This window comes from Acidobacterium capsulatum ATCC 51196, assembly GCF_000022565.1.
Classification (GTDB): domain Bacteria; phylum Acidobacteriota; class Terriglobia; order Terriglobales; family Acidobacteriaceae; genus Acidobacterium; species Acidobacterium capsulatum.
Map to the genome: position 1 here is coordinate 708208 of NC_012483.1, position 24048 is coordinate 732255.

24 protein-coding genes and 2 pseudogenes are annotated in these 24048 nt (G+C 62.3%); 8 read left to right on the top strand and 18 right to left on the bottom strand.

Annotated elements, in window-relative coordinates; genetic code table 11:
• Window positions 1-120 precede the first annotated feature (120 nt).
• The 9 genes from hpf to ACP_RS03030 all read right to left on the bottom strand — a co-directional run bounded on the left by hpf (window position 121) and on the right by ACP_RS03030 (window position 9547).
• Window positions 121-798, bottom strand: coding sequence for a ribosome hibernation-promoting factor, HPF/YfiA family (hpf, locus tag ACP_RS17120; RefSeq protein WP_015895805.1), 678 nt, complete (start codon window positions 796-798; stop codon window positions 121-123).
• A 44-nt stretch (window positions 799-842) separates the two neighbouring features.
• Window positions 843-2516: an RNA polymerase factor sigma-54 gene (locus ACP_RS02995; protein WP_015895806.1), complete on the bottom strand. Its 1674-nt coding sequence runs from the start codon at window positions 2514-2516 to the stop codon at window positions 843-845.
• Between the two features lie 104 nt (window positions 2517-2620).
• Complete coding sequence (lptB, locus tag ACP_RS03000) at window positions 2621-3349, bottom strand: LPS export ABC transporter ATP-binding protein (protein WP_015895807.1); 729 nt, start codon at window positions 3347-3349, stop codon at window positions 2621-2623.
• Window positions 3350-5725, bottom strand: coding sequence for an LPS export ABC transporter periplasmic protein LptC (gene lptC / locus ACP_RS03005; RefSeq protein WP_015895808.1), 2376 nt, complete (start codon window positions 5723-5725; stop codon window positions 3350-3352).
• A gap of 36 nt (window positions 5726-5761) precedes the next feature.
• Entirely contained in the window at window positions 5762-6331 is a 570-nt protein-coding gene (locus ACP_RS03010; RefSeq protein WP_015895809.1) for a DinB family protein, read from the bottom strand.
• Window positions 6328-7233 carry a glycine betaine ABC transporter substrate-binding protein gene (locus ACP_RS03015; RefSeq protein ID WP_015895810.1) on the bottom strand — a complete coding sequence of 302 codons (906 nt, stop codon included), beginning with the start codon at window positions 7231-7233 and terminating at the stop codon, window positions 6328-6330. Before ACP_RS03015 ends, ACP_RS03010 begins: the two co-directional genes overlap by 4 nt.
• A complete protein-coding gene (locus ACP_RS03020; RefSeq protein ID WP_015895811.1) occupies window positions 7230-7865 on the bottom strand; it encodes an ABC transporter permease in 636 nt (211 codons plus the stop codon). Before ACP_RS03020 ends, ACP_RS03015 begins: the two co-directional genes overlap by 4 nt.
• Window positions 7862-8671: an ATP-binding cassette domain-containing protein gene (locus ACP_RS03025; protein ID WP_337998452.1), complete on the bottom strand. Its 810-nt coding sequence runs from the start codon at window positions 8669-8671 to the stop codon at window positions 7862-7864. Before ACP_RS03025 ends, ACP_RS03020 begins: the two co-directional genes overlap by 4 nt.
• Before the next feature lie 39 nt (window positions 8672-8710).
• Complete coding sequence (locus ACP_RS03030) at window positions 8711-9547, bottom strand: ATP-binding protein (RefSeq protein WP_052294872.1); 837 nt, start codon at window positions 9545-9547, stop codon at window positions 8711-8713.
• A gap of 224 nt (window positions 9548-9771) precedes the next feature.
• Between ACP_RS03030 and gap the strand changes: the two genes are divergently transcribed.
• From gap to ACP_RS03045, 3 genes and pseudogenes are all read left to right on the top strand, one after another.
• The gene (gene gap, locus ACP_RS03035; protein WP_015895814.1) at window positions 9772-10776 is read left to right on the top strand and encodes a type I glyceraldehyde-3-phosphate dehydrogenase; all 1005 of its coding nucleotides are present in this window, start codon (window positions 9772-9774) and stop codon (window positions 10774-10776) included.
• Window positions 10777-10904: 128 nt separating this feature from the next.
• Window positions 10905-11275: pseudogene (locus ACP_RS03040) on the top strand (RidA family protein).
• A 35-nt stretch (window positions 11276-11310) separates the two neighbouring features.
• Window positions 11311-12525 carry a phosphoglycerate kinase gene (locus tag ACP_RS03045; protein ID WP_015895815.1) on the top strand — a complete coding sequence of 405 codons (1215 nt, stop codon included), beginning with the start codon at window positions 11311-11313 and terminating at the stop codon, window positions 12523-12525.
• Window positions 12526-12598: 73 nt separating this feature from the next.
• Here the strand turns inward: ACP_RS03045 and ACP_RS03050 are convergent, their stop codons facing one another.
• On the bottom strand, window positions 12599-12874 hold the full coding sequence (locus ACP_RS03050; RefSeq protein WP_015895816.1) for a BrnA antitoxin family protein: 276 nt from the start codon (window positions 12872-12874) through the stop codon (window positions 12599-12601).
• Window positions 12855-13181, bottom strand: coding sequence for a BrnT family toxin (locus tag ACP_RS03055; protein ID WP_015895817.1), 327 nt, complete (start codon window positions 13179-13181; stop codon window positions 12855-12857). The genes ACP_RS03050 and ACP_RS03055 overlap by 20 nt, the downstream gene beginning before the upstream one ends.
• Window positions 13182-13280: 99 nt before the next feature.
• Between ACP_RS03055 and tpiA the strand changes: the two genes are divergently transcribed.
• Window positions 13281-14030: a triose-phosphate isomerase gene (gene tpiA / locus ACP_RS03060; RefSeq protein WP_015895818.1), complete on the top strand. Its 750-nt coding sequence runs from the start codon at window positions 13281-13283 to the stop codon at window positions 14028-14030.
• A gap of 71 nt (window positions 14031-14101) precedes the next feature.
• Complete coding sequence (locus ACP_RS03065; protein WP_015895819.1) at window positions 14102-14557, top strand: metallophosphoesterase family protein; 456 nt, start codon at window positions 14102-14104, stop codon at window positions 14555-14557.
• A gap of 174 nt (window positions 14558-14731) precedes the next feature.
• Here the strand turns inward: ACP_RS03065 and ACP_RS03070 are convergent, their stop codons facing one another.
• The 6 genes and pseudogenes from ACP_RS03070 to ACP_RS03090 all read right to left on the bottom strand — a co-directional run bounded on the left by ACP_RS03070 (window position 14732) and on the right by ACP_RS03090 (window position 18843).
• Window positions 14732-15436, bottom strand: coding sequence for an ABC transporter permease (locus tag ACP_RS03070; protein ID WP_337998453.1), 705 nt, complete (start codon window positions 15434-15436; stop codon window positions 14732-14734).
• A gap of 64 nt (window positions 15437-15500) precedes the next feature.
• A pseudogene (locus tag ACP_RS18915) lies at window positions 15501-15659 on the bottom strand (ABC transporter permease); the annotation flags it as partial.
• The gene (locus ACP_RS03075; protein ID WP_015895820.1) at window positions 15656-17029 is read right to left on the bottom strand and encodes a hemolysin family protein; all 1374 of its coding nucleotides are present in this window, start codon (window positions 17027-17029) and stop codon (window positions 15656-15658) included. The gene ACP_RS03075 and the pseudogene ACP_RS18915, both read right to left, overlap by 4 nt.
• 63 nt (window positions 17030-17092) lie before the next feature.
• On the bottom strand, window positions 17093-17653 hold the full coding sequence (locus ACP_RS03080) for a hypothetical protein (protein WP_015895821.1): 561 nt from the start codon (window positions 17651-17653) through the stop codon (window positions 17093-17095).
• 124 nt (window positions 17654-17777) lie between these two features.
• Entirely contained in the window at window positions 17778-18005 is a 228-nt protein-coding gene (locus ACP_RS03085) for a hypothetical protein (RefSeq protein ID WP_015895822.1), read from the bottom strand.
• A 286-nt stretch (window positions 18006-18291) separates the two neighbouring features.
• The gene (locus ACP_RS03090; protein WP_015895823.1) at window positions 18292-18843 is read right to left on the bottom strand and encodes a fasciclin domain-containing protein; all 552 of its coding nucleotides are present in this window, start codon (window positions 18841-18843) and stop codon (window positions 18292-18294) included.
• A 309-nt stretch (window positions 18844-19152) separates the two neighbouring features.
• Between ACP_RS03090 and ACP_RS03095 the strand changes: the two genes are divergently transcribed.
• Complete coding sequence (locus tag ACP_RS03095; RefSeq protein ID WP_015895824.1) at window positions 19153-19710, top strand: sigma-70 family RNA polymerase sigma factor; 558 nt, start codon at window positions 19153-19155, stop codon at window positions 19708-19710.
• Between the two features lie 2 nt (window positions 19711-19712).
• A complete protein-coding gene (locus ACP_RS03100) occupies window positions 19713-20513 on the top strand; it encodes an anti-sigma factor (protein ID WP_015895825.1) in 801 nt (266 codons plus the stop codon).
• Window positions 20514-21079: 566 nt separating this feature from the next.
• On the opposite strand, the gene ACP_RS03105 is transcribed toward ACP_RS03100, so the two are convergent.
• Window positions 21080-21586, bottom strand: a complete 507-nt coding sequence (locus ACP_RS03105; protein WP_015895826.1) for an REP-associated tyrosine transposase — start codon at window positions 21584-21586, stop codon at window positions 21080-21082.
• Between the two features lie 299 nt (window positions 21587-21885).
• Here ACP_RS03105 and ACP_RS03110 point away from each other — a divergent pair, with 299 nt between their 5' ends.
• The gene (locus ACP_RS03110) at window positions 21886-23892 is read left to right on the top strand and encodes a RecQ family ATP-dependent DNA helicase (protein ID WP_015895827.1); all 2007 of its coding nucleotides are present in this window, start codon (window positions 21886-21888) and stop codon (window positions 23890-23892) included.
• Window positions 23893-24048: the final 156 nt, after the last annotated feature.

The window sequence follows — 24048 nt, forward strand, 5'->3', positions numbered from 1 at the left end:
TGCCGTGGCGAAAGAACACAGCCCATAGAAGAGACGAAAGGACGCGAGCCGCGCCAGGAGAGGACCGGAGGCGCGGCTCGCGTGATTACGATGTGCGAGGAACAGCAGATCAGGAAATGATCAGGGGGCTTCGATCAGCTCCATTTTGCCGTCGCGCTTGCGGTGCAGCACACAGACGATGCCCTTGTTGTTGCGGAAGACGAAGACTTCGCGGTCGCGGAACTCGGCCTCTTTGACGGCTTCTTCGAGCGTCATGGGGCGCATGGCGACGGAGTCGAGCGAGCGCACGACGTGCGGCTCAATCACCGGAGTTTTTGCAGGAAAGCTGTGCACCATGACGGGAACGACAGGCTTGCCGGGCGCGGATTTTTTCGCGGTGGCGGTGCCGTTGACGGTAGCGCCGACGGGCGCTTCCGCAGCTTTGCGGTCAGCGCTGCGCTTGACGGCGGTGGCGCGGCGGGTGCGCGTCAACTCCGGCTCGACGATGACTTTTTCTTCATTGGGCAGCCGCTTTTTGGTGACCATTTTTTGCTTGAAGCGCTTGGCCTGGGTTTCTGCTTTTTCGAGCGCCATGCGCACGGCGGTTTCCATGGATGTGGATTCGGCAGTGCTGACCAGCTTGTTGGCGCGAATCTCGATGGTGATTTCGGCCATGCAGCGGTGCTTTTCATTGCTGAGGACGACATGAGCGCTGACGATGCGTCCAAGGAGTTTGCTCACGCGTTCCAGGCCTTCCTCACACAGCGCGCGGCAGGCATTGTTGACGTGAACGTGGCGGCCTGTGTACTCGATCTGCATTTGGGGAACCTCCGCCTTTTGGGGTAACAACACTCTTTACCAGCTCAGATGCGCACGCGCCTCTGGTGCGTGCTGGGAATCTTCATGTCTTCGCGATACTTGGCCACGGTGCGCCGCGTGACCTCGATACCCTGCGACTGCAGCATCTGGGCAATCTGATCGTCGGTGAGCGGCTTGCTGGGGTCTTCGTCTTCAATGAGCTTTTTGACTTTGCGCTTGAGCAGCATGAGCGGCGTGCCGGAGCCTTCAGGCCCGTTGACGCCTTCGGAGAAAAAGAAGCGCAGCTCATAGACGCCCTGCGGCGTATGCACGTATTTGTTCGACACCGCGCGGCTTACGGTGGAGGGATGCACGCCAATTTCTTCCGCGACTTCCTTGATCATCATCGGCTTCATAGCTTCGATGCCGTTTTCGAGGAAATCCGTTTGCCGGCGGATGATGGATTCGCAGGTTTTGAGGATGGTATTTTTGCGCTGCTCAATGTTACGCATCAACTGCAGGGCCGAGCGATAGCGCTCCTTGACATAATCCTTCACGTCTTTTTCCGCGCCGTCTTTGTTAAGCAGGCGGCGATAGCCATGATTGAGACGCAGTGAGGGCAGATCTTCATCGTTCATGACGACGACGTATTCGTCATCGCGCTTGACAAAGGCGACGTCGGGCTCGATGAGCCGCGCCTCGCTGCGGTTGTAGCGCTGGCCGGGGCGCGGATCAAGGGTGCGAATGAAGTCGATGGCGCGCTGGGTTTCCTCGACCGAACGCGCGACGGCTTTGGACAGCTCTCGCGGGTCACGCTTCTGCAAAAGCAGCATATGACGATCAAGAATAGCCGCGGCAGTCTCAAAGACCGAGATGCGCTGCAGACGCTCGGGATCGCCGGGCGCGGAAGACTCCGGCTGCGCAGTGGACTCGGCGGGAGCGGAGTCTTCGGCCTGTTCATCGAAAGCAGAAACGACGGCGGTGCGCTGATAGATCAGGTCGAACTCGCGGCGCTGCGCCGCAACCTGTACCATCAGGCACTCGCGCAGATCGCGCGTGGCGATGCCGATGGGGTCAAGCTGGCGCACGACTTCAAGAGCGGATGCCAGATGGGCACGCGCGCGCTCGGCCATAGCGGGCGGCAAGGCAGTCAAGGCCGAAGGAGCATGCCCGTTGACGGACTCGGCGCCCTCAGGCGCAAGCTGCTCGCGCAGGTAGCCTTCGAGCAGATCTTCTTCGTCGGCAGGCAGATAGCCGTCTTCATTCAGATTGCCGATGAGATATTCAGCCGCATCGCGGATGGCGGGGGTGAGCGTGAGCGCTCCGAGCTGCCACAACAGATGGTCGCTGAGGGTGCTGGGCGCGGAGAGGAAATTTTCGATGGAGGGCTTCTCAGTCAGCTCGAAGCTGTTGGGCGTGCGGAAGCCGGGATCAAGATAGTCCTGAAAGTAGGAACCGAAGTCGATTTCGTCGAAGGGATCCTTTTTTTCGGATTCCTCTGACGAGGCTTTGATTTCGAGGCCGCGGTCGTGGTCCTCTTCGCGCCGCGCGACGTCGTCGAGCAGCGGTACGCTCTCTTCCATCTCTTCGAGAACGGGATTTTCGGCGATCTCGGCCTGGATCATCTCTTTCAACTCAAGCTTATTCAGCGCGAGGACGCTGACCATCTGCATCAGCCCGGGCGTGAGTATCTGGCGCTGGGCGACTTTCAGATTGAGCTTGGGTTGTAGAAGTGCCATAACTTCAAGTTTGTCCCGGCAGTCCGGAACTGCCTCTGAGTGTACATGGGAACAGGAATTGCGGAAGCCCGGAATTCCGCAAAAGACGTATCGTCAACAGTACCTTAGTTGAGAGAAAAACCTTCTCCCAGATAGACCCGGCGCACCTCGGGATCGCTGCCGAGTTCTTCCGGCGTGCCGTGCCGGAATATTTTGCCTTCGTTAATGATATAGGCGCGGTCGGTGACCGAAAGCGTTTCGCGCACATTGTGGTCAGTGATGAGCACGCCGATGCCGCTGGCCTTTAACTCGAAGATGATTTTTTGCAGATCGAGCACGGCAATGGGATCAATGCCTGAGAACGGCTCGTCGAGCAGAATAAACGAGGGCTGAATGCAGAGGCTGCGCGCGATCTCGACGCGGCGCCGCTCACCGCCCGACAATGCGTAACCGCGCGTCTTGCGAATATGGCCGATGTTGAGCTGGTCGATGAGCTTTTCGGTACGGGCGCGGCGCGCCTCCTGCGGAATGGGCTGCACCTCAAGAACGGCGAGAATATTTTCTTCGACGGTGAGCTTGCGAAAGACCGAAGGCTCCTGCGGAAGATAACTGATGCCGTATTGGCGCGCGCGCAGATACATGGGCACGCGCGTGATCTCCTGGTCATCGACAAAGATGCGGCCGGAATCGGGCTGGATAAGCCCCACGGTCATGTAGAAGCTGGTGGTTTTGCCAGCGCCATTGGGGCCAAGCAGGCCTACGACTTCGCCCTGGAGGACTTCCACGCTGACGCCGCGAACGACCTGGCGGCCCTTGTACGACTTCGTGATTTCATCGGTGGAAAGCTTCTTCATCTATCTGGGAACCCGCGCTGGTGCGACCGTGCTTCCCTTGCCTCCAATGATCTCGACGCTATCACTCTGGTTATTGAAAATCAACGCACGGCCTGTGGTGCGTCCGTGTGCGCGATCAGTCAAGTAAGGCAAGGCATGCGGTGTGCCGGTGAGCACGAAGCGCTCATCGCTGCCGGTGTAGACGAGCCTGCTGCCCACGGCTTCGCGGCCCGGTTGCGTGAGTGTAACTCCGCCACTGGCCACCATACGCTGCAACTGGGTGGCAGCGGATTTGCCTGCGGAAGATGAGGGCGGGGCGAGTTGCATGCGCACGGAGGACGCGTGCAGGGTGCCCATCGCGTCGATGGCTTCGACTTCTCCCGCGAAGTCGGCGATGCGCGACTTCTCAGAGTAAGCGAGCGTGCGGCTGCGGGCCTGCACGACTCCGGGCTGGCTGCGGGAGCCGAGCGCAGCGGTGAAATAAGTTTTTACAACGGGCGCGTTGCCGCTGCCGTGCGCGAGGAGCTGCTGCGTCTTTTGGTCCAGCTCGATCACCGGAGCCCATACGGAGTCGCCGCCCTGCCACAGGCGCGCGGGCTGCGAGGCTGTGCCGTAAAAGAAAGCCTGGCTCTTTGACTGGAAGAGCTCGGCGCGCGCGGCGATGACGTGCGACGGCTCCTGCGTGTTGCCGAAGGTAGCCGCGGGCTGCTTGCTGCCGGGCTGGCGGCGGTAGGTGGCCTTCACATGGCCGTCGGCGGTGGCGTGGCCCGTGGCGCGCTGATAATCGATGGCATCGGCGGCCAGCTCAAAGCTGGAGCCCTGCTGCAGGCGCGGGCTGCCGCGCAGTTGCACGGTCTGGTTATTGGCCAGATACGTAGCTGTTTGCGCCCACGCGGTGACGGGCTGGGCGTGCTTGCCCGGCTTCGCGGAGAACTCCGGCTGCTGATGCATCACGACATGACCGGAGGCGATGGCCTGATCCATCTGCGAGGTGGCGATTTCGGTTCCCTGCTGCGATTTTGCCGTCTTGCCGCGGCGTGGCGGCGGAGTGGCGGCGAAGGTGACGTGCAGGGTGTCGCTGGCCGTCGTGTTGAGCGCGCCGTCTTTGGCGAGGCTTGCGACCTGGGTGTGTCCTGTGCCATCGAGCACGCGAAGCGCGTTACCGTGGATCAACTGTGCGACGAGATGATCGCCCTGAATGACGGTGTGCTGCGGCGGCTGATGAGGGGAGAGCGTGCGCAGGGCGATGCGCGCTCCCTGGTCAATCTGGACCGTTTTGGCGATGCTCTTGCGGTTGCCGGGCGCGGGCATAAAGGCGATGTTGGCGATCTGGCCCTGCAAGTGGCGCGTGGCGGTGCCGCCGTGCGGCAGGCCGATGCGGAGTGCGGTGATGTTGACGGCCTGCTGGAGGCGCACATGCTGGAGCAGACGATTGTCGCCGAAGGATGCGAAGGTGAGTTGCGCATTGCCGGCGGTGCCGTGCAGGCTTTGCTGCGGGGTTTGATTATCAAAACGCACGCCGCCGGTCAGGTGGACAATCTGCGGCTGGCTCTTTGCGTCGAGCATGGCCTCAGCATTGCGAGCGTCGACGACGGCTCCTTTGGGCGTGGTGATGTGAACCTGGCCCTGCGCGGTGAGGTGATCGGCGGTGCCGTCTTTGCGGAAGTAGAGGGTGGCGGTCTGCGCGGATGCCGTCTGTTGCGGGCTGTGCAACACGGGCTCAAGGAGCACGGCCTGCTCCTGGTCGCGCAGGAAGCTCAGGTGCGCGGCCTGCACCTGCACGGGCGCGCCCTTTTGCGTCACGGTCTGCAAGACGACGCTGCTGTTGAGCACCAGCATGCCGGTCTTGGAGTTGTAAGACGCGCCGACCGCGTGGCCGGAACCTTTGGGGGAGGCAAATTCGGTGTAGCGGCTAGTGCTGGCTTCTCCGGATTTTGAGTCAAAGGTGAGGCCGCTGGTTTTCACGTGAATGGTGTTGGCCGCGCTGGACTGCCCCTCCCCGGCAGGACTCTCGACGTCGATTTCGACGTCGCCCTCGGACTGGGCAACGCCGGTTTTAGGGTTGTAGCGAAAATCAGTGCCGTGAATCGTGTCTTGCCGGTGCGTGCCGGGCGGGCCGTAAAGGATGATCTTGACCTTGTGCAGCAGCGCCTGCCCGTTGCGAAACTGCTTGAGCTTCGATGCCTGAATGGTGAAGAGCGTGTGGCCGCCGCTGGACTGCGAGTAGGTGAAGCCGTTGGCCGTCTGCTGAATGTTGGCGCCGAGTTCGCGCGGCAGATCCTTGACCTCGCGGCGGAACCGCAGGATGGAGTAAAGAAAGAAGCCGGCCAGCACAACTACCAGCAGCCCCGCCGCTGAGAGAATCCAGAGCCGCAGCCGCTTCACCGTGATTTGCATCGCAGTTTATTTTCTCATTGCGCGGCCCTCGAGGATTCAGGAGTGTGAGGATTTGGCCTCTCGCAAGGCAAGCAGCAGCTTGGCGGTGGTGACGGCCTGGCCGGTGTGGCGCTGCGTGTGATCGGCGCAATGCACCAGAAGGCCGCCGACGGTGGTGGGCAGCGCCTTGCGGCCCACGCCGCGCTCCTGCCCCGGGTCAGTGGTGGCGAGGGCATGAATGCGCAGGATGGCCTCTTCGCAGGCCATGGAGAATTCCTGAAAGATGAGGCTGGCGTCGGCTCCCGGCTCCAATTCGACGTTGAGTGCGGCCTTTTGCGGCACGGAGAGCTGGTGGCCCTCGGCGTAGGTGAGCAGGCGGTCAAGGCTGCGGCCAATGTGCCGGATGTGGAAGGCGACGGGGGTGAGTCCGAAGGGCGTGGCGTGCAGTTCCTCTGTGGTGAGCGAGCCGCACCAGTGGGCGATGTCCTCCTGGGCGAGTTGGAGGGCGTGCAGTACGGCGCGAGCGACGGGCGGCACCTCGGTGAGGGTGCCGCGCAGCCACGGCTCGGGCTGGGCGGGCGTGTGGGTTACGGCGGTGGCGGCTGCGGATGGCTGGGGATGAATCATAGTCCATGCTCCTTGCGAAACTCGCGAATGACGGCGGCGGGATCGCGATGCTCGCCGTCGACTTCTTCGTTCATCTGACGCATCCCGGCGGCGGTGATTTTGCCGGCGAGAGATGCGAGGACCGGGCGAATCTGCGGCCAGCGGCGCAGCGCGGCATCGCTGACCAGCGGCACCGCCTGGTAGGGCGGGAAGAAATGCCGGTCATCTTTTAGGATGACCAGATGCGCGGCGGCGATGGGTCCGTCAGTGGAATTGGCCGCGATGATATCGACCTGATGGCTCTCGAGCGCGCGGTAGAGCAGGCCGAGATCCATGACGCGCGGGGTGCCCGCGAAGTGCATGCCGTAGGCCTTTTCGAGCCCGCGCAAACCGTCAGGGCGCGTCTGGAACTCGTAGCCGACGCCGAGGCGCAGATGCGATGCATCGGGCACAAGCTGCGAGAGCGTGGTGACGCGCAGGCGCCGGGCGGTGGAGGGACGGACGACCATGGCAAAGGTGTTCTGAAAGCCGAGCGACGGAAAAACCGTGACGTGATAGCGCTGCTGGTAGAGCCGCTGCACTGTGTCGAAAACCTGTTGCGGATTGCGGTCGATGGGCTGCTTGAGGATGGCCGTGAGCGCGGTTCCGGTGTATTCCACGTAGGCGTCGATGCGCCCGGCGAGCAGGGCCTGCTGGCAGATGTAGCTGCCGGCGAGATAGAAGTGACGATCGACTTTGAGGTGGGTTTTGGCCTCGATCTCCTGCGCGAGCAACTCGCCGAGGAGGGTCTGCTCGGTGAAGTCCTTGGCGCCGATGACGATGTGGCTGGAGCGGGGCGGCGAGCAGCCGAGGAGCGGGACGCAGAGAAGCAGAAGAGAAAGCGCGGCTGACAGCGCTGCGGAAAGCCTGCGGGGTGGCGTCATTGCGGCCTCCGCACGGTCATCCATCGTTCGAGCAGGCCGAGCAGGCCATCGGCGGCGAGGGCGAGCAGCGCGGCCGGGATGGCTCCGGCGAGCACGAGGCGGTTATCGACGGAGGCGACGCCCTCGAAGATGAGCTCGCCGAGGCCTCCGGCGCCCACGGCGGCGGCGATGGTGGCGATGCCCACGCAGGTGACGGTGGCGGTGCGGAGTCCGGCAAGGATGACGGGCGCGGCGAGCGGCAGCTCGACCTTGAAGAGGCGCTGGCGGCCGGTGAGGCCGAGGGCGCGGGCCACCTGCACCACGGCGGGGTCGATGCCCTGAATGCCGGCATAGGTGTTGCGCAGGATGGGCAGCAGCGCGTAGGCGGTGAGGGCCACGATGGCGATGCGGGCGGCGCGTTCGCCGAGCCAGGGCAGCGGCAGCAGAAAGCCGAAGAGCGCGAGCGAAGGGATGGTCTGGATTACATTGGCGACGGCCAGCACCGGCCCGGCCCAGCGCGGGCGGCGGGTGAGCGCGATGCCGGTGGGAATGCCGATGGCCGCCGCAAAGAGCATGGCCGCGCCGGTGAGCCACAAATGCTCGAGCGTGAGGGTGGCGATTTGCGAGCCGTACTGGGAGAGGAACCGGCTCATGGCTGTGCCTCGCGCGCGCCGCGATGGAAGGCGCGGACGTAAGCCTGCACCTCGGGCAGAGGCGATGCCAGGAATTGCGCGGCCGGAAGATCGGCGGCAATGCGGCCCTCGTCGAGCAGCACGACGCGATCGGCGAGGTAGAGGGCTTCGTCGAGATCGTGGGTGACGAGCAGGACGGTCTTTTGCGGATGGGTCTGTTGTGCGTGGGCCTGTTGCGGCGGGGCGAGCAGGGTGCGCAGCAGGTCCTGCATTTCGCCACGGGTGAGCGGATCGAGCGCGCCGAAGGGCTCGTCCATGAGCAGGATGGCAGGATCGGCGGCGAGAGCGCGGGCCAGGCCGACGCGCTGGCGCTGTCCGCCGGAGAGCTCCGAGGGATGACGGCGGGCAAAGGACCCGGGCGGCAGGCCGACACGGGCGAGCAGCTCATGCGCACGCGCCGTGCGCGCAGGGCGCGCGGCTCCCTGCACCTCAGGCACGATCTGCACATTGCGCTCGATATTCCAGTGGGGAAAGAGGCCGGTCTCCTGAATGACGTAGCCGATGCCGCGGCGCAGGGCGATGACGTCCTGCTGGAGCACGTCTGTGCCCTGAACACGCACGGCGCCGGAGGTGGGCCGGGCCATGCGGTTGACCATGCGCAGCAGGGTGGTCTTGCCCGAGCCGCTGCGGCCGAGAAGAGCGGTGACGGTGCCTGCCTCAAGCGAGAGCGAGACGCCGTCGAGCAGCATGCGCCCCTGGGGCAGCGAGAGCGAGACGTCTTCAAAAGCAATCGCAGCGGGCATGGTGAAAAGTGTAAAGCCGGGCAAGGATGCCCGGCTCTACAGGGTTAGGGGTTCAAAAATCGATCAGGCCTCTTCGCCGTCTGCTTCCGCCTCAGGCTCAGAGGGTGGCTCGGGCAGAGGATGCGACAGGGCCGCGCCCTTGACGCGGACCACCGTGATCTTCGTGAAGCCTTCCTTGAAGCTGGGCGGGCGCAGGCGCTCGGCCATTTTGTGCATGACTTCGTCGTTCACCACCCGTTCGCGGCGGCTGTTGCGCTCGAGGCAAACCTGCAGCGGCACGTCAAAGAAGACGGCCTGCACTTCATAGCCGAAACTCTTTGCCATCTTGATCCACTGGCGGCGCTCATGCGGTGACAGATTCGTCGCATCGACATAATTCCACGGCATCTTGGCGATGAGGCGCGCACGCAAGAGCGAGCGCAGCGTCGAAAAGACCAGCCCCTGGTAGCGCTGTTCCGTGATGTCGTCGAAGAGGATGGTCCGCAGCATGTCGCTTGAAAGCGGCTGCACGCCACGGCGCTTGAACCACGTAGTCTTGCCCGAACCCGGCAGGCCGATGGCCAGCACGACGAAGCCGCGAGGGCTGCGTGCGCTGCCGGACTGTGCCGCCGCCGGAGCCTCGGGAGGAGGAATCGAGGGCGACTCGGGCTGGGTTTCCACCACGAGGCTGGGGGTAGCGGGAGCCGATTCCGCCGGAACTTCGACCGGTTCCTGCGCAGCAGCAACCGTCTGCTCCGGCTGGTCCTGAACTTCATCCGCTTCCGGTTCGGCCTCGTGAGGCACATTGCCTTCGCTTAAATACGAAGGGCTCAGGGGCGCCGGACCACTGCCCGGCAACTCCTGACCGATTTTTCCTGTGGACTCCGAATTATTCGGGCCACGCTTGGAGCGTCTTCTCATGCGTTCGCGCATCCATTCGCGCATAGTCTTTAGTTGAGGATGTAACACATACGGCAGGTCATCGCAAACGGGCGGGACCTGATTCAGAAACCTTGTGGCCCGGGTCACAGCAGGATTGCCAACTCAGTGCTAGCATCGATAAGTGGTGGCACTGCAGCGTTGCTCGTCGCCGTTACAAGCCCTGTAAGCTACGCCGAAGCACACAATCAAGGAGAGAAACTTCCATGGCAGTGAAGGTTGGTATCAATGGTTTTGGCCGCATCGGCCGTAACGTTCTGCGCGCATCCCTCGGCAATCCTGAAATTGAAGTCGTCGCCGTCAACGATCTGACGAGCCCCGCAACGCTGGCCCACCTGCTCAAGTACGACTCGATTCTGGGCAACCTGTCGCATGAAGTGACGGCGACCGATGACTCGATCTCGATCGACGGCAAGACGATCAAGGTGTTTGCCGAGAAGGACCCCGCCAAGCTGGCCTGGGACAGCGTGGGCGCGCAGGTGGTCGTGGAATCGACCGGCCGCTTTACCGATGCCACCGTGGCCAAGAGCCACCTGGGCAGCACCGTGAAGAAGGTGATCATCTCTGCCCCGGCCACCAACGAAGACCTGACCGTCGTGCTGGGCGTGAACGAAGACAAGTACGACGCGGCAAAGCACAACGTGATCTCGAATGCGTCCTGCACCACGAACTGCCTTGCGCCGCTCGTAAAGGTGATGCATGAGAACTTCGGCCTGGTGACGGGCATCATGACCACGATCCACAGCTACACCAACGATCAGGTCATTCTCGACTTCCCGCACAAGGACCTGCGCCGCGCCCGCGCTGCCGCGATCAACATGATTCCCAGCTCGACCGGCGCCGCCAAGGCCCTGAAGCTGGTGATTCCCGAGATGGCCGGCAAGCTGGATGGCTTCGCGATCCGCGTCCCAACCCCGAACGTTTCGGTGGTCGATCTGACCTTCACCGCCGAGAAGCCGGTGAGCGTGGAAGCCGTGAACAAGGCCGTTGAGGAAGCGTCGAAGGGCGCGCTGAAGGGCATTCTGGGCTACGAGACGGCTCCGCTGGTTTCGAGCGACTTCAAGGGCGATGCCCGCTCCTCGATCTTTGACTCGCAGCTGACCAAAGTGCTGGGCCAGTCGGTCAAGGTGATCAGCTGGTATGACAACGAGTGGGGCTACTCCAACCGCGTGCGCGACCTGATCCTCTTCCTGGCGAAGAAGGGCCTGTAAGCCGCACCGGCCAGCCGTGACGCCATGCGCGCGGCCAGCCCCCATGCACACGCTATGCCGGGTGCGGTTCTTAAAGTGAGCCGCGCCCGGCTGCTGTCTCAGCACACTCCCCGCAAGGTAGACCGGATATGCGTGAAAACATTGCCGGCAGTTCCCCCTACGAACCGATCATTGGCTTCTCCCGCGCAGTGCGGGTGGGCAACTGCGTGCATGTTTCGGGCACCGGCCCGGTGGGCGCGGACCAGGCCGACGCGGCCACCCAGACGCGGCACATTCTGAAGCTGATCGAGCAATCTCTCGAAAAAGCCGGCGCGCAGATGAAAACGTCGTGCGCACGCGCATGTACCTGACGCATGCCGAGGACTGGGAGATGGTGGGCCGCGCGCACGGAGAATTCTTTGGGGCGGTTCGCCCGGCGGCCACCATGGTAGTGGTGGCGAAACTACTCAATCCAGACTGGCGCATTGAGATCGAGGCCGACGCGGTGCTCGAACCATAAAGACGCCCTACACAGAGACCAGGAGAAGAAATTCCATGTCGAAGCTTTCGATTCGCGACCTCGATCTTGCCCACAAGCACGTCTTCATGCGCGTGGACTTCAATGTGCCGCTCAGTGAAGATGGCTCGGAGATCACCGACGATACCCGCATTCGCGAGACGCTGCCCACCATTGAGTACGCGCTGCGCCACAAGGCCAAACTGATTCTGGCCTCGCACCTGGGCCGCCCCAAGGGCAAGGTGAACCCCAAGTACAGCCTGCGTCCGGTGGTGGACCGCCTGCGCACGCTGCTGGACCATGACGTGACGAGCCGCGTGAATGTGGCCTTCTCGCCGGATTGCGTGGGCGATGTGGCCAAGGAGCTGTCGCTGCAACTGGAATCGGGCCAGGTGCTGCTGCTCGAAAACCTGCGCTTTCACGCCGAAGAAGAAGCCAACGATCCCGAGTTTGCCAGGAAGCTGGCGTCTCTGTGCGAGATTTATGTGAATGACGCCTTTGGCAGCGCACACCGCGCCCATGCGTCCACCGAAGGCATTACGCACTTTGTGAAGCAGTCAGCGGCCGGCCTGCTGATGGAAAAGGAACTCGAATACCTCGGCAAGGCGCTGGAAGCTCCGGCCAAGCCGTTTGTGGCCATCATTGGCGGCGCCAAGGTTTCGGACAAGATCAAGGTGATCGACAACCTGCTGAACAAGGTGGATGCGCTGCTGATTGGCGGCGGCATGGCATACACCTTCCTGAAGTCGCAGGGGCAGGACGTGGGCAAGTCTCTGGTCGAAGCCGACAAGCTCGACATTGCGAAGGCCGCGCTCGACAAGGCGAAGGAAAAGGGCGTGCGCTTCCTGCTGCCGGTGGATCACATTCTGGCCGACAAGTTTGCCGCTGACGCCGCGACGCAGACCTTTGAAGGCACTGGGGCCTTTCCTGCCGAGTGGATGGCGCTGGATATCGGCCCGAAGTCCATTGAGCTGTTCACCAAGGAAATTGCCGCGGCTGACACGATTGTGTGGAACGGTCCGATGGGCGTCTTTGAGATGCCGGCCTTTGCCAAGGGCACCACGGCGGTGGCCCAGGCGGTGGCCGACAATGTGGATGCCGTATCGATTATCGGCGGCGGCGATTCCGTGGCCGCAGTGAAGCAGGCCGGTGTGGCGGACAAGATCAAGCACATTTCCACGGGCGGCGGCGCGAGCCTGGAATTTCTGGAAGGCAAGAAACTGCCGGGCGTGGAAGCGCTGACGGAGAAGTAAGGGTTCGTCCGCAAAAAACTCAATAAAAAGGCGCCCCAAGAATTCTCTGGGGCGCTTTTTTTGTTGGCCGGATTCACGCGCGCTTTCGCTTGCGCTCCTGATCGATCCGGTCAGCGAGATAGATCTTCATCAGCGACTGATAGGGCACATCCCGCTGGTGAGCCAGAATCTTCAGGTCTTCGACCATCGCTACGGGCAGTCGTACGGAGATCGTGCGAAGGGTCGGTTTCAAGTTGGGCAGTTTTTTATGCTCTGCCTTGGACCAATCCACAAACTCAGTGGAGTCCGCCTTCGACCAGAATGCAAATTCTTCCTCTTCACTTTTGAACTCAGGGATTTTTTTCTTCATAGCGCGAGTATGCCTCGTTTTCTCTGCGGTTCTGATCACGAACCGATATCACCCGGACCAGCTTGCGGCGCACGGTAAAGACGACAAATAACCTTCGCCCGTTCGATGTCTGCCCAAGCGCCCAATAACGCTTTTCCCGGCCTTTCGAAGGCGATTCGCTGCGCACAATTAGCGGATCGTTGAAGAACACGTCCTCTGCTTCTTCAGGAGTGACAGCATGGCGATCCCAATTCTTCTTTGCGTTCCACTCGTCCCATTCAAATCCAACGCAGGACTCCAGGGGATCTTTGGGCAGCCGCTCGTTCACGCTCGATATATATCACACATATACAGGATAGATTTTGCATTTTTAAGGGAGATCTACTCATGACGTTCTAAAATTCTGCTGAGGACAAATATCAAGCTCATGCGTAAACCTGTCATCGCTGCCAATTGGAAGATGTACAAGACTCCTGCCCAGGCGCAGGAGTTCGTCACCGCGTTTCTGCCCCTCGTTGCTGGCCAGGATCGCGCCGAAATCGTGCTGTGCCCCTCGGCCACTTCGCTGGCCACGGTGGTGGCGGCGGTCGGCGGCTCCGGAATTGCCGTGGGCGGCCAGAACATTCACCAGGCCGAAGAAGGCGCCTACACCGGCGAGACCTCGGCGCAGATGCTGACGGCGCTGAAGGTTTCGCACGTCATCATTGGCCACTCGGAACGCCGGCAGTACTTCTGCGAGACCGACGAGATCGTGAATCAGAAGGTACACACCGCGCTGAAGCATGGGCTGACGCCGATTCTGTGCATCGGTGAGTTGCTGGAAGAGCGTGAAGCCGGCAAGACCGAAGAAGTGCTGCTGAAGCAGGCGTCGATTGCACTGAAGGGCATCTCTGCCGAGCAGGCGAAGCAGATCGTTGTCGCCTATGAGCCGGTATGGGCGATTGGCACCGGCAAGACGGCTACGCCGGAGATGGCCGGTGAAGCACACTTTATGATTCGCACCGAAATTGCCCGCCTGCAGGGACGCGAAGTGGCCGATGCCATCCGCATTCTGTATGGCGGCAGCGTGAAGCCGGACAATGCGGCTTCCCTGCTCAACCAGCCGGAGATTGATGGCGCGCTGGTGGGCGGAGCGAGCCTGGTGGCGGAGTCATTTGCGAAGATTGTGAAGTTTTAGCGCGGATATATTCCTGATGGAAGCGGGCTGCCAGCGATGGCAGCCCGTTTTGTTTGCGCTAACCTGAGAGCATGCGCATTGGGGTGATCTCAGACACGCACGGACTGCTGCGCCCCGAGGCGCTGGAGGCGCTCGCCGGGGTGGAGCACATTCTGCATGCGGGCGATGTGGGCGGCATCGAGATTCTGGAGCGGCTGCGGACGGTGGCTCCGGTAACGGCGATTCGCGGCAACGTGGATGGCTTTGGGCCATGCGCGCAACTGCCGGAGACCGAAGTAGCCGAGCTGGGCGGGCAGACGATCTATATGCTGCACGATGCGCTGGCGCTCGATCTGAATCCGGAGGCGGCGGGCTTTGCCGCGGTTGTCAGCGGGCATTCTCATCAACCCAAGATGGAGTGGCGGAAGGGCGTGCTGTTTTTCAATCCGGGCAGCGCGGGGCCGCGGCGGTTTTCGCTGCCGATTTCGGTGGGGTTTCTGACGATCGAGAATGGGGCGATGACGCCTGAGCTGAAGACGCTCGGGTAAGAGATTTCCTCAGGGGCTGAAGCTCCTTCTTTTGAAGACGGGCTGTGCGGCACGGCTCAAGCCGTGCCCTGATACAGGCTTTCTGCGTAAGAAAAAAAAGCAGATGCCTCCACTCCGCCATGCCTGGGCCAGGATGGCAGAGAGAGTCATAAAACGGCAGCACTTTCTCGAAGACTAATCTCGGATGCGCGGGTTCACGACGAGATAGAGCACGTCAGTGATGAGATTGACGAGCACGTAGGTGAGTCCGACCGCGAGGATGCAGCCCTGCAGCAGCGGGTAGTCGCGATTTTCAATGGCCGTGACGGTGAGACGGCCAATGCCGGGCCAACTGAAGATCTTCTCCGTCACGATGGCGCCGGCGAGCAGCGCTCCGAACTGCAGACCTACCAGAGTGAGCACGGGAATCATGGCGTTGCGCAGCGCATGCACGTAGACGACACGGCGCTCGCTGAGGCCCTTGGCGCGCGCGGTGCGGATGTAGTCCTGGCCGAGCTCTTCGAGCATGGCGGTGCGCACCATGCGGGTGAGCACGGCGGCGAGAGCGCTGCCCATGGTGAGGGCGGGCAGGATGAGGTGCGTGAGGCCGCCGGCTCCGCTGACGGGCAGCCAGCCGAGCTTGATGGAGACGAGCAGAATCAGAATGGGGCCGAGCGCGAAGACCGGAAACGAAAGACCCAGCAGGCTGACGACGCCGACGGCGTGATCTTGCCAGCGGCCGCGGTAGAGTGCGGCCTGAATGCCCGCCGGAATGGAGAGCAGCAGGCCGATGAGGAGCGCGGCCAGCGTCAGTTCGACGGTGTAGGGGTAGCGGTTGAGCACCAGCGCGGTGACGCTCTGGCCCATGCGCAGCGACTGGCCGAGATTGCCGTGCAGCACGCCTTCCCAAATAGTGGATGTACTGCACGTGCAGCGGCAGATCGAGGCCATACTCATGACGCAGGGCGGTCACGTCAGCGGGGCGCGCGCCGTCGCCCAGCATCTGCTGGATGGGGTCGCCGGGCACCAGATGAATCAGGAAGAAAACGAGCGAGACCACCAGCCACAGCACGGGCAGGGTGTAGAGCAGACGGATGGCGAGCGAACGCAGGACACGCTTCATGCTTCGGCGGCGTCCCCGGTGTCGTCCTTCATCGAGGGGAGTTCCTGCACGCGAATTCTGCTGATGCGATTGCCTTCCATCTCCATCACGGTGAGCCTTCGGCCATCATAGACGATGCTTTCGCCCTGCTCGGGGATCTTGCCGAGCTGCGTGAGCACGAATCCGGCGAGGGTTTCGACGCCGCCCTCGCGGGGCAGGTCCCAGTGCATCTGGGTTTCAAGATCGCGCAGGGTGACGCTGCCGTCGAGCACGAGCTCGCCGCTGGTACGGGCGAGCAGACTGGGGGGGGCGAGGTCAAACTCGTCCTCGACCTCGCCGATCAACTGCTCGATGGCATCTTCGACGGTGACAAGGCCAATGGTCGAGCCATATTCATCGACCACGATGGCGAGATGGCGGCGGCGCTGCTGGAACTCACGCAGGAGGTCAAGGACCGGCTTGGTTTCAGGCACGACGAGCACCTCGCGCATGACCTGCCGCAGCAGCATGCCGCTGAAGGGTTCGCTGGAAAAACGCGTCTGAGCCGAGGCGCGAAAGTGCATGAGGCGCGCGATGTCTTTGGCATAGACGACACCGACGATGAACTCGTGGCCGCGTGCCGGATCATAGACCGGGATGCGCGAGTGCATCTCGGCGACAATGCGCGCGCTGGCCTGCTCAATGGGCAGATCAAAGGGCAACGCGAACATCTGCTGACGCGGCGTCATGATCTCGCGAGTGAGCAGTTCGTCGAGCTCGAGCGAGCGATGGATGAGCGTCTCTTCAAACTCCGGCAGCACGCCCATGCGCCGCGCGGCGGTGGCCATGAGCATGAGTTCTTCAGAGGAATGTACGCCGCCCTGATGGGCAATGGGCGTATCAAAGGCACGCAGCACCAGCGCGGCCGAAGAGTTCATGAGCCGGACGACAGGGCGCGAGATGCGGATGAAGAAGTCCATGGGGCCGGCGATGCCCAGCACCATCTGGTCGGTGCGATGAAGGGCGAGCGCTTTGGGCACCAGTTCGCCGACGAGCACCTGAAAATAAGTGATGCCGGCGAAGGCGAGAGCGAGGGCTGCGACGCGGCCGTAGAGGCGGGCGTCAGGAAGCCAGCCGATCCAATGGCGCAGCAGGTCGGCGATGAAGGGCTCGCCGATCCAGCCGAGGGCCAGGCTGCAGAGCGTGACGCCGAGCTGCACGGCGGGGAGAAAGTCGCCGAGGTTCTCCTGCAGTTTTTTGACGAGGAGGGCGCGGGCGTCGCCGGTGTGAATAAGCTGCTCCACACGGGTGGCCCGCACGCTGACCAGCGCCAACTCGGCGGCCACAAAGAAGCCGTTGGCGAGGATGAGCATGACAATCGCCGCGCCATGAAGGAGGAGAAACTCTGACATTGCCTCAGAGTCTATCGTAGCGGTTCGGCGCGTGTTGAGGATTCGTCATGCGCGGCGGGCGCGTTACGGCTTGTCTCTCTGCTGGCGGCGATTGCGAACTCCATGCCAGAGCGGCGCGCCCCAGGTAGCAATGGCGAGCAGCGAGCCGAAGAGCACCACGGCGTCGATGCTTTCGCGGCCCTGGCGCGCCCAGTAGACATCTTTGAGGTTGAGCCAGAGGGCAAACTCATCAAGGGTGAGCGCTGCGCCGACTCCATAAAGAATGGCCAGAAGACGGCTGAGAAAGATGGACCAGGGCGTGCTGCCGTTGCCGATTTCAGCAATGTCGCAAAAGCCCACGGCCAGCAGCAGCAGAATGCCCCACACCAGGTGATGAATGTGGCGGCCCTTCATGATGACCCAGTGAAATGGCCCGATGTGATGCGTGATGGACATGACCAGCAGGCGCACCACAAGAAAGGTAATGAAAAAACTCACCGAGGCGATGAAGAGGCGGCGGCGGGGACGGTCAGGGATGCGCTGGTGCAGCAACTGGCCGACCTGCGTGAGATAGAGCACGAGCAGGAGGATGGCGGTTCCGCAGAGAATGTAGATCAAGACGACCCAGGGCAGAGTCCATTGCATGGGGTGCGCTTCCCTCCTCGTTCGATTCTCTGCAGATTATGATGGAGCCGGAAATGGGTGACCAGCAGAAACGCCGCCCGCGGGCGGCGTTTCTGAGTCCGGAATGCTTTGCTGCAACTGAGGATTAGAGCGAAGACTCAATTTCGAAGCCCCAGGCTTCGAGAAGCGACTCAGGAATGTACTTGGAGTTACGATTCCGGCGAGCCCATTCACGAAGCCGGGTCGAACGCAGGTACTGGTCCGGGGTGAGCTTAAATTCCTTCACAACCTGCTCAAATGCTGTGACGGTGGGAACGACCGGGCCGATCGGCTCGGGCTTGCCCCAGTTAGGATTTCCACGACGCTTTGCCATTGATAATTGATTCCCCTAGCGTGAGGTGACGTACACATACCTGGATCTCAGAGCGAAGACAGCCTAGTTGAGAGCCAGAGTAACCACAAAACTCTACTATTCTAGGAAGTTTTTCTCCAAAAATCAATAGAAAACTGGCGACCGTGGTAAGCGGAGGAGCTGGCGAGATTTGGTAAATGACTGGGTGGCGGGGAGTTGCCGCGCGGCTGGCGGGAAGGCCGGAAAACGATAGAACGGAGCGCGGCAAGGGTTCCGCGCTCCGTTCGCACCAACACGGGTTGCTGACCTATGGCAGCAGAACGGTGTTGATGACCTGGATGACGCCGTTGGACTGGTAGACGTTGGGGATGGTGATCTCCGCGGTGCCGCCCTTGGCGTCGGTGATGTAGTAGTGGCCGTGCTTCTCAGTGGCCGTGAGCGTGCCGCCCTCGACGGTGGTCAGGGTCGCCTTGCCCATGCCGGCTTTGATCAGCTTGTGCAGCTTCTTGGTCGTGATGTCGCCGGCGACGACGTGGTACTTGAGGATGGCCTGGAGCTTGGCCTTGTTCTCAGGCTTGAGCAGCGTGCTGACGGTACCGGCAGGCAGCTTGTTGAATGCCTCGTTGGTAGGGGCGAAGACGGTGAAGGGGCCAGGGCTCTCGAGCGTCTGCACCAGACCGGCGGCCTTGACGGCGGCGACGAGGGTGGTGTGGTCCTTGGAGTTGACTGCGTTCTGGACGATGTTCTTTGTGGGGTACATGGCGGCGCCGCCGACCATGGGGTCCTTCTTTTGCGCATGAGCTGCCGACGCGCTGAGCACCAGGGCAGCCGCGAACACGAAACTAATTGCTTTCTTCATCGGATCATTCACCTTGTAGAGAGGAAATAGAGTTCACACACAGTTGCAAATTGCGAGAACGGGCTGCGTTGCCTGCCTGCTCTCTGCAAGCTGTTACGTGGAGAGATGTGAGGATGGATTGCGTGATTCTGGGTCATCCTGAGAGCACGCTACGGCATCAAACAAAACTGCTGCGGTGTTTGCTGCCAACACAACATGCTGGTGTATAACGGTGGGTGTTGATTTGAATCCCCCACTGGCCCAAGCCAGGAGAAGCAATCCGTTGAACGTAGTTCGCTCGTATCACCATCAAAGCCGGAGGACGGAAGCGTGACTGCCAGCCAGCAGCCTGTGCCCGATTCCGTGCTGATTGAGCGGATGATGGCTGGGGATGAAAACGCATTATCGACGTTGTATGACCGGTACTCGGGCATGCTGTATGGAATGCTGCTGCGTATTCTCAAAGATGCGCAGGCAGCCGAAGAAGTGCTGCAAGACCTGTTTCTACAACTCTGGCGATCTGCCGACAAATTTGATGTGAACCGCGGTTCCCTGCCGGCGTGGCTGATGGTGATTGGGCGGAATCGCGCGATTTCGCGCCTGCGGGTGAGGCCCACACGCGAGATATTGGAAGAGTCTGACGGACATTATGCGAATACGCTGGCGGCAGCGGACAATATTGAGGGAGAAGCCGCTCGCCACCAATTGATGGAGCGCATGCGCATTGCGATGAATCAGTTGCCGCAAGAGCAGCGCCAGGCCATAGAACTTGCCTACTTTGAAGGATTGACACAAAGCGAGATTGCAGCCCGGACGGGCAGCCCGCTCGGCACCGTGAAGACACGGGTTCGGACAGGCATGCAATCTCTGAAGCAGTTATTGAATTAGCGATGGAACGGCACTCCAATCCGGAAGACTTTGACCTCTACGCGCTGGGCGCGCTAGACGGCGAAGAGAGGACGACCTTTGAGTCGCACCTGAGGACCTGCGCGTATTGCCAGCAGCAGTTGGCCGAAGCGCAGGCGGTGTGCGCCCTGATCGGGATGTCCACGGAGCCGGTTGCGCCTGCTCCCTCAGTGAAGGCGGGCCTGATGCAGCGCGTGAAGGCTGAGCCTCACCCGGCTGCGGCAGCCGCAGTGCCGGTGAAGCCGGTGTCCCGAAAGCGGCACTGGGGATTGCGCTTCTCCCTGGGGTTTGCGCTGATTGCGGTGATTCTGGGATTGACGACCACGTGGCTGTGGAAGCTGAATGAGCACCACTTGCAGCAGATTGATTCGCTGCAGGCGCGGCTGGATGCCACGCAGGAGCAGGCGACGCAGAGTGCGGCGGCGATGCATGCGGTGACGGCGGTGGTGGGCGCTCCGGACACGATGCAGGTGACGCTCCAGCAGCAGGCGGGCGGACCTCCGGGACAGGCGCATGTGCTGTATAACGCGCGGCTGGGCGTGGTGGTGTACTCGGGCGAACTGGCTCCGGCCCCCGCGGACAAGAGCTACCAGTTGTGGCTGGTGCCGGCATCGGGCGTGCCGGTGAGCGCGGGAATTGTTGAGCCGAACCAGGAGACGAAGGCTGCTGTGGTGCATCTGCCGGAAGGGCTGGCGCCGAAGGCCTTTGCGGTGACGGTCGAGCCGAAGGGCGGGAGTCCGCAGCCGACGGGCGCGAAGGTGCTGGTGGGGTTGGCGAGCAGTTAGCGGCTCGGGGTTGAAGGATGGAAGGGCGCGGCGGGAGCCGCGCCCTTTTGCGTTTGGGGTAAGTCCGCCCAAGCGGAGCCTGGACGGGGTACCCGGGTGGCGAAGTGAACGGCAACTCCCCACTCAAGCCAAAACCAGGCTTGAATGGGGCACCCGGCACCCAGTGGGGGCCGGTGGGAGGAACTTGCGGCGGCGGATGAGACGGAAGCCGCGCCGGGATCCTTCGGCCGACGGCCTCAGGATGACGCGTCTTGAGGGGTTGGATGGGAATGTGAATGGGGATTCACATTTTTTCAGGATTTGGGTGTTGCGGGCGGAGATGGATCGGCGTAAGTCACTGATTACAGGCCGCCTAGTGAATGACCAGATAATATGTGAATGCGGATTCACTTTCGGCCTATTTTTTCAGGGACGGGATTGGGGAGGGTGAATGGAGGGCGTGCAGATGAGATTAAGTGTCTTATTTTCAGTATATTGAGGGGAAACCTGCGGCGTTTTGAAATGTGAATCAGGAATCACATTTTGGAGGGGCGTTTTTGGGGTGGAGTGAGAGGATTCCCTTACTCTTAGGATAGCGGATTGGGTGGTTTTTTCCGGCGGTTTACCGTCCATGAAGATTGAATCTCGACTGTCCCTGCTTCTCCGGTTGCATAGTGCCGGAAGCTGGACCATGACCACTGCTCGGGCTGGGCGACCAGGCCGCGCTTGACTGGATTGCGATGCATGTATCGCAGCTTTTCCACCCTTTTGGCGGGGCTATAGACGTTGAAGTCGTAATAGCGGGCCTGCCAGAAGGGGCGCTCACGCCTCTGCACCGCGACCGAGAGCTTCACGGCCTGCAATGCCTTGGCCAACATGGCCTCACGTGGCTCGCTGACGAGCAGGTGGACATGCTCGGGCATGACGACGTAACCGAGGAGAAGGAAATCGTATCGCTGCCGCATCGCCTCCAGGGAGTGTTCGAAGAGCTCCCGAGCGCTTGCGTGGTCCAGGTAGGGCTTCCTTCCGTGACAACTGAAGGTCACGAAGTGGAGATCGCCGGTGTTCTGGTAGCGGACGAGGGCTTTTGGCATGGGGGCATCGTATCCCACATCTCGGCAAGATGTGGGATACCCGATCCGAGTTCTAGTGACGAAGGTGTTTTGGGGCTTGGGAGAACCCACATCTCGGCGAGATGTGGGGTACCCGGTTTTGTTTCGGGTGACGAAGGTGTTTTGGGGGCTTGGGAGAACCCACATCTCTGCGAGATGTGGGGCACCCGGTTTTGTTTCGGGTGACGAAGGTGTTTTGGGGCTTGGGAGAACCCACATCTCTGCGAGATGTGGGGCACCCGGTTTTGTTTCTCTGGACGTGGGAACATTAGAGCATTGCCATGGAATTAGTTGAGTTGTTGCGGAGTGTGTTTGGGTTTGCGGGGTTTCGGGAGAATCAGGAAGCGGTTTGCCGGGCGGTGGCCGGGGGGCGCGATGCCCTGCTGGTAATGCCGACCGGAGCCGGGAAAAGCATCTGCTACCAGTTGCCGGCGCTGGCACGGGGCGGGCCGGCGGTGGTGGTGAGTCCGCTGATTGCGCTGATGGATGACCAGGCGGGGCGGCTGGCTTCGCATGGGGTGCGGACGGCGCGTATCCACTCCGGAGTGCCGCGCGAAGAGGCGCGGCAGGCGTGTCGGGACTATCTGGACGGGACGCTGCAGTTCCTGTTCATTGCGCCGGAGCGGCTGCGGGTGCCGGGTTTTCCGGAGATGCTGGCGCGGCGGACTCCGGCGCTGATTGCGGTGGATGAGGCGCATTGCATCTCGGGCTGGGGACATGACTTCAGGCCGGACTACCGGACGCTGGGCGAGTGGCTGCCGATGCTGCGTCCGGCGCCGATTATTGCGCTGACGGCAACGGCGACGCCGAGGGTGCAGCAGGACATTGTGACGCAACTGCGGCTGGAGAATCCGGCGCTGTTTGTGCATGGCTTTCGGCGGGAGAACCTGGCGCTGGAAGTGGTGGAGATGTCAAAGCCGCGGCGGCATGGGTTCATTCAGGACTATTTGAAGGCGGCGGAGCGGCGGCCGGCGATTGTGTATGCACCGTCGCGGAAGGCGGCCGATGAGCTGGCGGCGGAGCTGGGCGAGCGCTTCCCTGCGGCGGCCTACCATGCGGGGCTGGAGCCGGCCGTGCGGGAGCGGGTGCAGAAGGGCTTTCTGGCAGGCGAGATTGAAGTCGTGGTGGCGACGATTGCCTTTGGGATGGGCATTGATAAGGCCGATATTCGCACGGTGATGCATGCGGCGCTGCCGGGCAGCGTGGAGGCCTACTACCAGGAGATTGGGCGCGCGGGGCGCGATGGGCGGAGGTCACGGGCGATTCTGCTGCACAGCTTTGCCGACCGGAAGATGCATGAGAGCTTTTTTGAGCGGGATTATCCGCCGGTGGAGGACCTGGCGCGGGTGGCGCGGGTGCTGACGGAGGAATTTGCTGCTCCCGAAGAACTGTGGGAGAAGCTGCGGATGAGCCCGGAGGTGTTTGGGCGGGCGGTGGACAAGCTGGCGGCGCAGGGCGCGGCGGCGTTTGATGTGGAGGGCCGGGTGCGCGGGTTGCTTCGCGCGACCGATGCGGGGCGCTGGCGGGGCGGCTACCAGGCGCAACGCGAGCACCGGCAGGCGCAACTGGACGACATGGCGGCGTTTGCGGAGGGGGCGCAGTGCCGGATGTCGGCGCTGGTGCGGCATTTTGGGGACACTCCCGGTGCGCCATGCGGGATTTGCGATTTCTGCTCGCCGGAGACGGCGGCGGCGGCGCGGTTTGTGGAGCCGGATGCGCAGGAGGGGCGGCAGTTGCGGCGCATTTTGCGGGAGCTGAAGGAGGGAGGCGGGCGCTCGGTGGGACGGCTGCAGACCGAGGCGGGCGTGGACGGCGACCGCCGCGCCTTTGACGCGCTGCTGGATGGGCTGGCGCGCGCTGGGATGGTGACGCTGACGACGGAGACGTGGACGAATCCCGAGGGGCGCGAGGTGACGTATCGCAAGGCGGCGCTGACCTATGAGGGACGAGGCTGGCAGGAGCCGGAGCCGCTGCCGGTGCTGCTGCGGGCGGTGGGCGAGGATGGGGCGGCGGCGGCTCCTAAAAAGAAGAAGAAAGCTGCGCCGGAGGTAGCGGTGGAGTTGACGGCGGAGCAGACGGAGCTCGAAAACCGGCTGCGGGCCTGGCGCAAGGCGGAGGCATCGGCGACGGGCAAGCCGGCCTTTCTGGTGCTGACGGATGCGGCGCTGCGGGGACTGGCGGCGGCGGGGCCGAGGAATCTGGCGGAGCTGACGGGGATTCATGGGATTGGGCCGGTGAAGGCGGAGCGGTATGGCGCGGAGCTGGTGGCGATTTGCCGGGGGGATTGAGTGCCCTTTTCGGCGGCGTGAGGGTGGGGATGGTGGGAGAGACTTCGGGCCGCATCTGGCGCCCGGGAGATTGCCGGGATTCTTCGGCCGTTGGCCTCAGAATGACGCGTCGCCCCTGAGGGCATTCCCTCAGGGGCTGAAGCCCCTTCTTTTGCG

Bases quoted from the DNA above. Each gene is read 5' to 3' on its own strand.
- hpf (WP_015895805.1), bottom strand. From the start codon at position 798: ATGCAGATCGAGTACACAGGCCGCCACGTTCACGTCAACAATGCCTGC.
- ACP_RS02995 (WP_015895806.1), bottom strand. From the start codon at position 2,516: ATGGCACTTCTACAACCCAAGCTCAATCTGAAAGTCGCCCAGCGCCAG.
- lptB (WP_015895807.1), bottom strand. From the start codon at position 3,349: ATGAAGAAGCTTTCCACCGATGAAATCACGAAGTCGTACAAGGGCCGC.
- lptC (WP_015895808.1), bottom strand. From the start codon at position 5,725: ATGCAAATCACGGTGAAGCGGCTGCGGCTCTGGATTCTCTCAGCGGCG.
- ACP_RS03010 (WP_015895809.1), bottom strand. From the start codon at position 6,331: ATGATTCATCCCCAGCCATCCGCAGCCGCCACCGCCGTAACCCACACG.
- ACP_RS03015 (WP_015895810.1), bottom strand. From the start codon at position 7,233: ATGACGCCACCCCGCAGGCTTTCCGCAGCGCTGTCAGCCGCGCTTTCT.
- ACP_RS03020 (WP_015895811.1), bottom strand. From the start codon at position 7,865: ATGAGCCGGTTCCTCTCCCAGTACGGCTCGCAAATCGCCACCCTCACG.
- ACP_RS03030 (WP_052294872.1), bottom strand. From the start codon at position 9,547: ATGAGAAGACGCTCCAAGCGTGGCCCGAATAATTCGGAGTCCACAGGA.
- gap (WP_015895814.1), top strand. From the start codon at position 9,772: ATGGCAGTGAAGGTTGGTATCAATGGTTTTGGCCGCATCGGCCGTAAC.
- ACP_RS03045 (WP_015895815.1), top strand. From the start codon at position 11,311: ATGTCGAAGCTTTCGATTCGCGACCTCGATCTTGCCCACAAGCACGTC.
- ACP_RS03050 (WP_015895816.1), bottom strand. From the start codon at position 12,874: ATGAAGAAAAAAATCCCTGAGTTCAAAAGTGAAGAGGAAGAATTTGCA.
- tpiA (WP_015895818.1), top strand. From the start codon at position 13,281: ATGCGTAAACCTGTCATCGCTGCCAATTGGAAGATGTACAAGACTCCT.
- ACP_RS03065 (WP_015895819.1), top strand. From the start codon at position 14,102: ATGCGCATTGGGGTGATCTCAGACACGCACGGACTGCTGCGCCCCGAG.
- ACP_RS03075 (WP_015895820.1), bottom strand. From the start codon at position 17,029: ATGTCAGAGTTTCTCCTCCTTCATGGCGCGGCGATTGTCATGCTCATC.
- ACP_RS03080 (WP_015895821.1), bottom strand. From the start codon at position 17,653: ATGCAATGGACTCTGCCCTGGGTCGTCTTGATCTACATTCTCTGCGGA.
- ACP_RS03085 (WP_015895822.1), bottom strand. From the start codon at position 18,005: ATGGCAAAGCGTCGTGGAAATCCTAACTGGGGCAAGCCCGAGCCGATC.
- ACP_RS03090 (WP_015895823.1), bottom strand. From the start codon at position 18,843: ATGAAGAAAGCAATTAGTTTCGTGTTCGCGGCTGCCCTGGTGCTCAGC.
- ACP_RS03100 (WP_015895825.1), top strand. From the start codon at position 19,713: ATGGAACGGCACTCCAATCCGGAAGACTTTGACCTCTACGCGCTGGGC.
- ACP_RS03105 (WP_015895826.1), bottom strand. From the start codon at position 21,586: ATGCCAAAAGCCCTCGTCCGCTACCAGAACACCGGCGATCTCCACTTC.
- ACP_RS03110 (WP_015895827.1), top strand. From the start codon at position 21,886: ATGGAATTAGTTGAGTTGTTGCGGAGTGTGTTTGGGTTTGCGGGGTTT.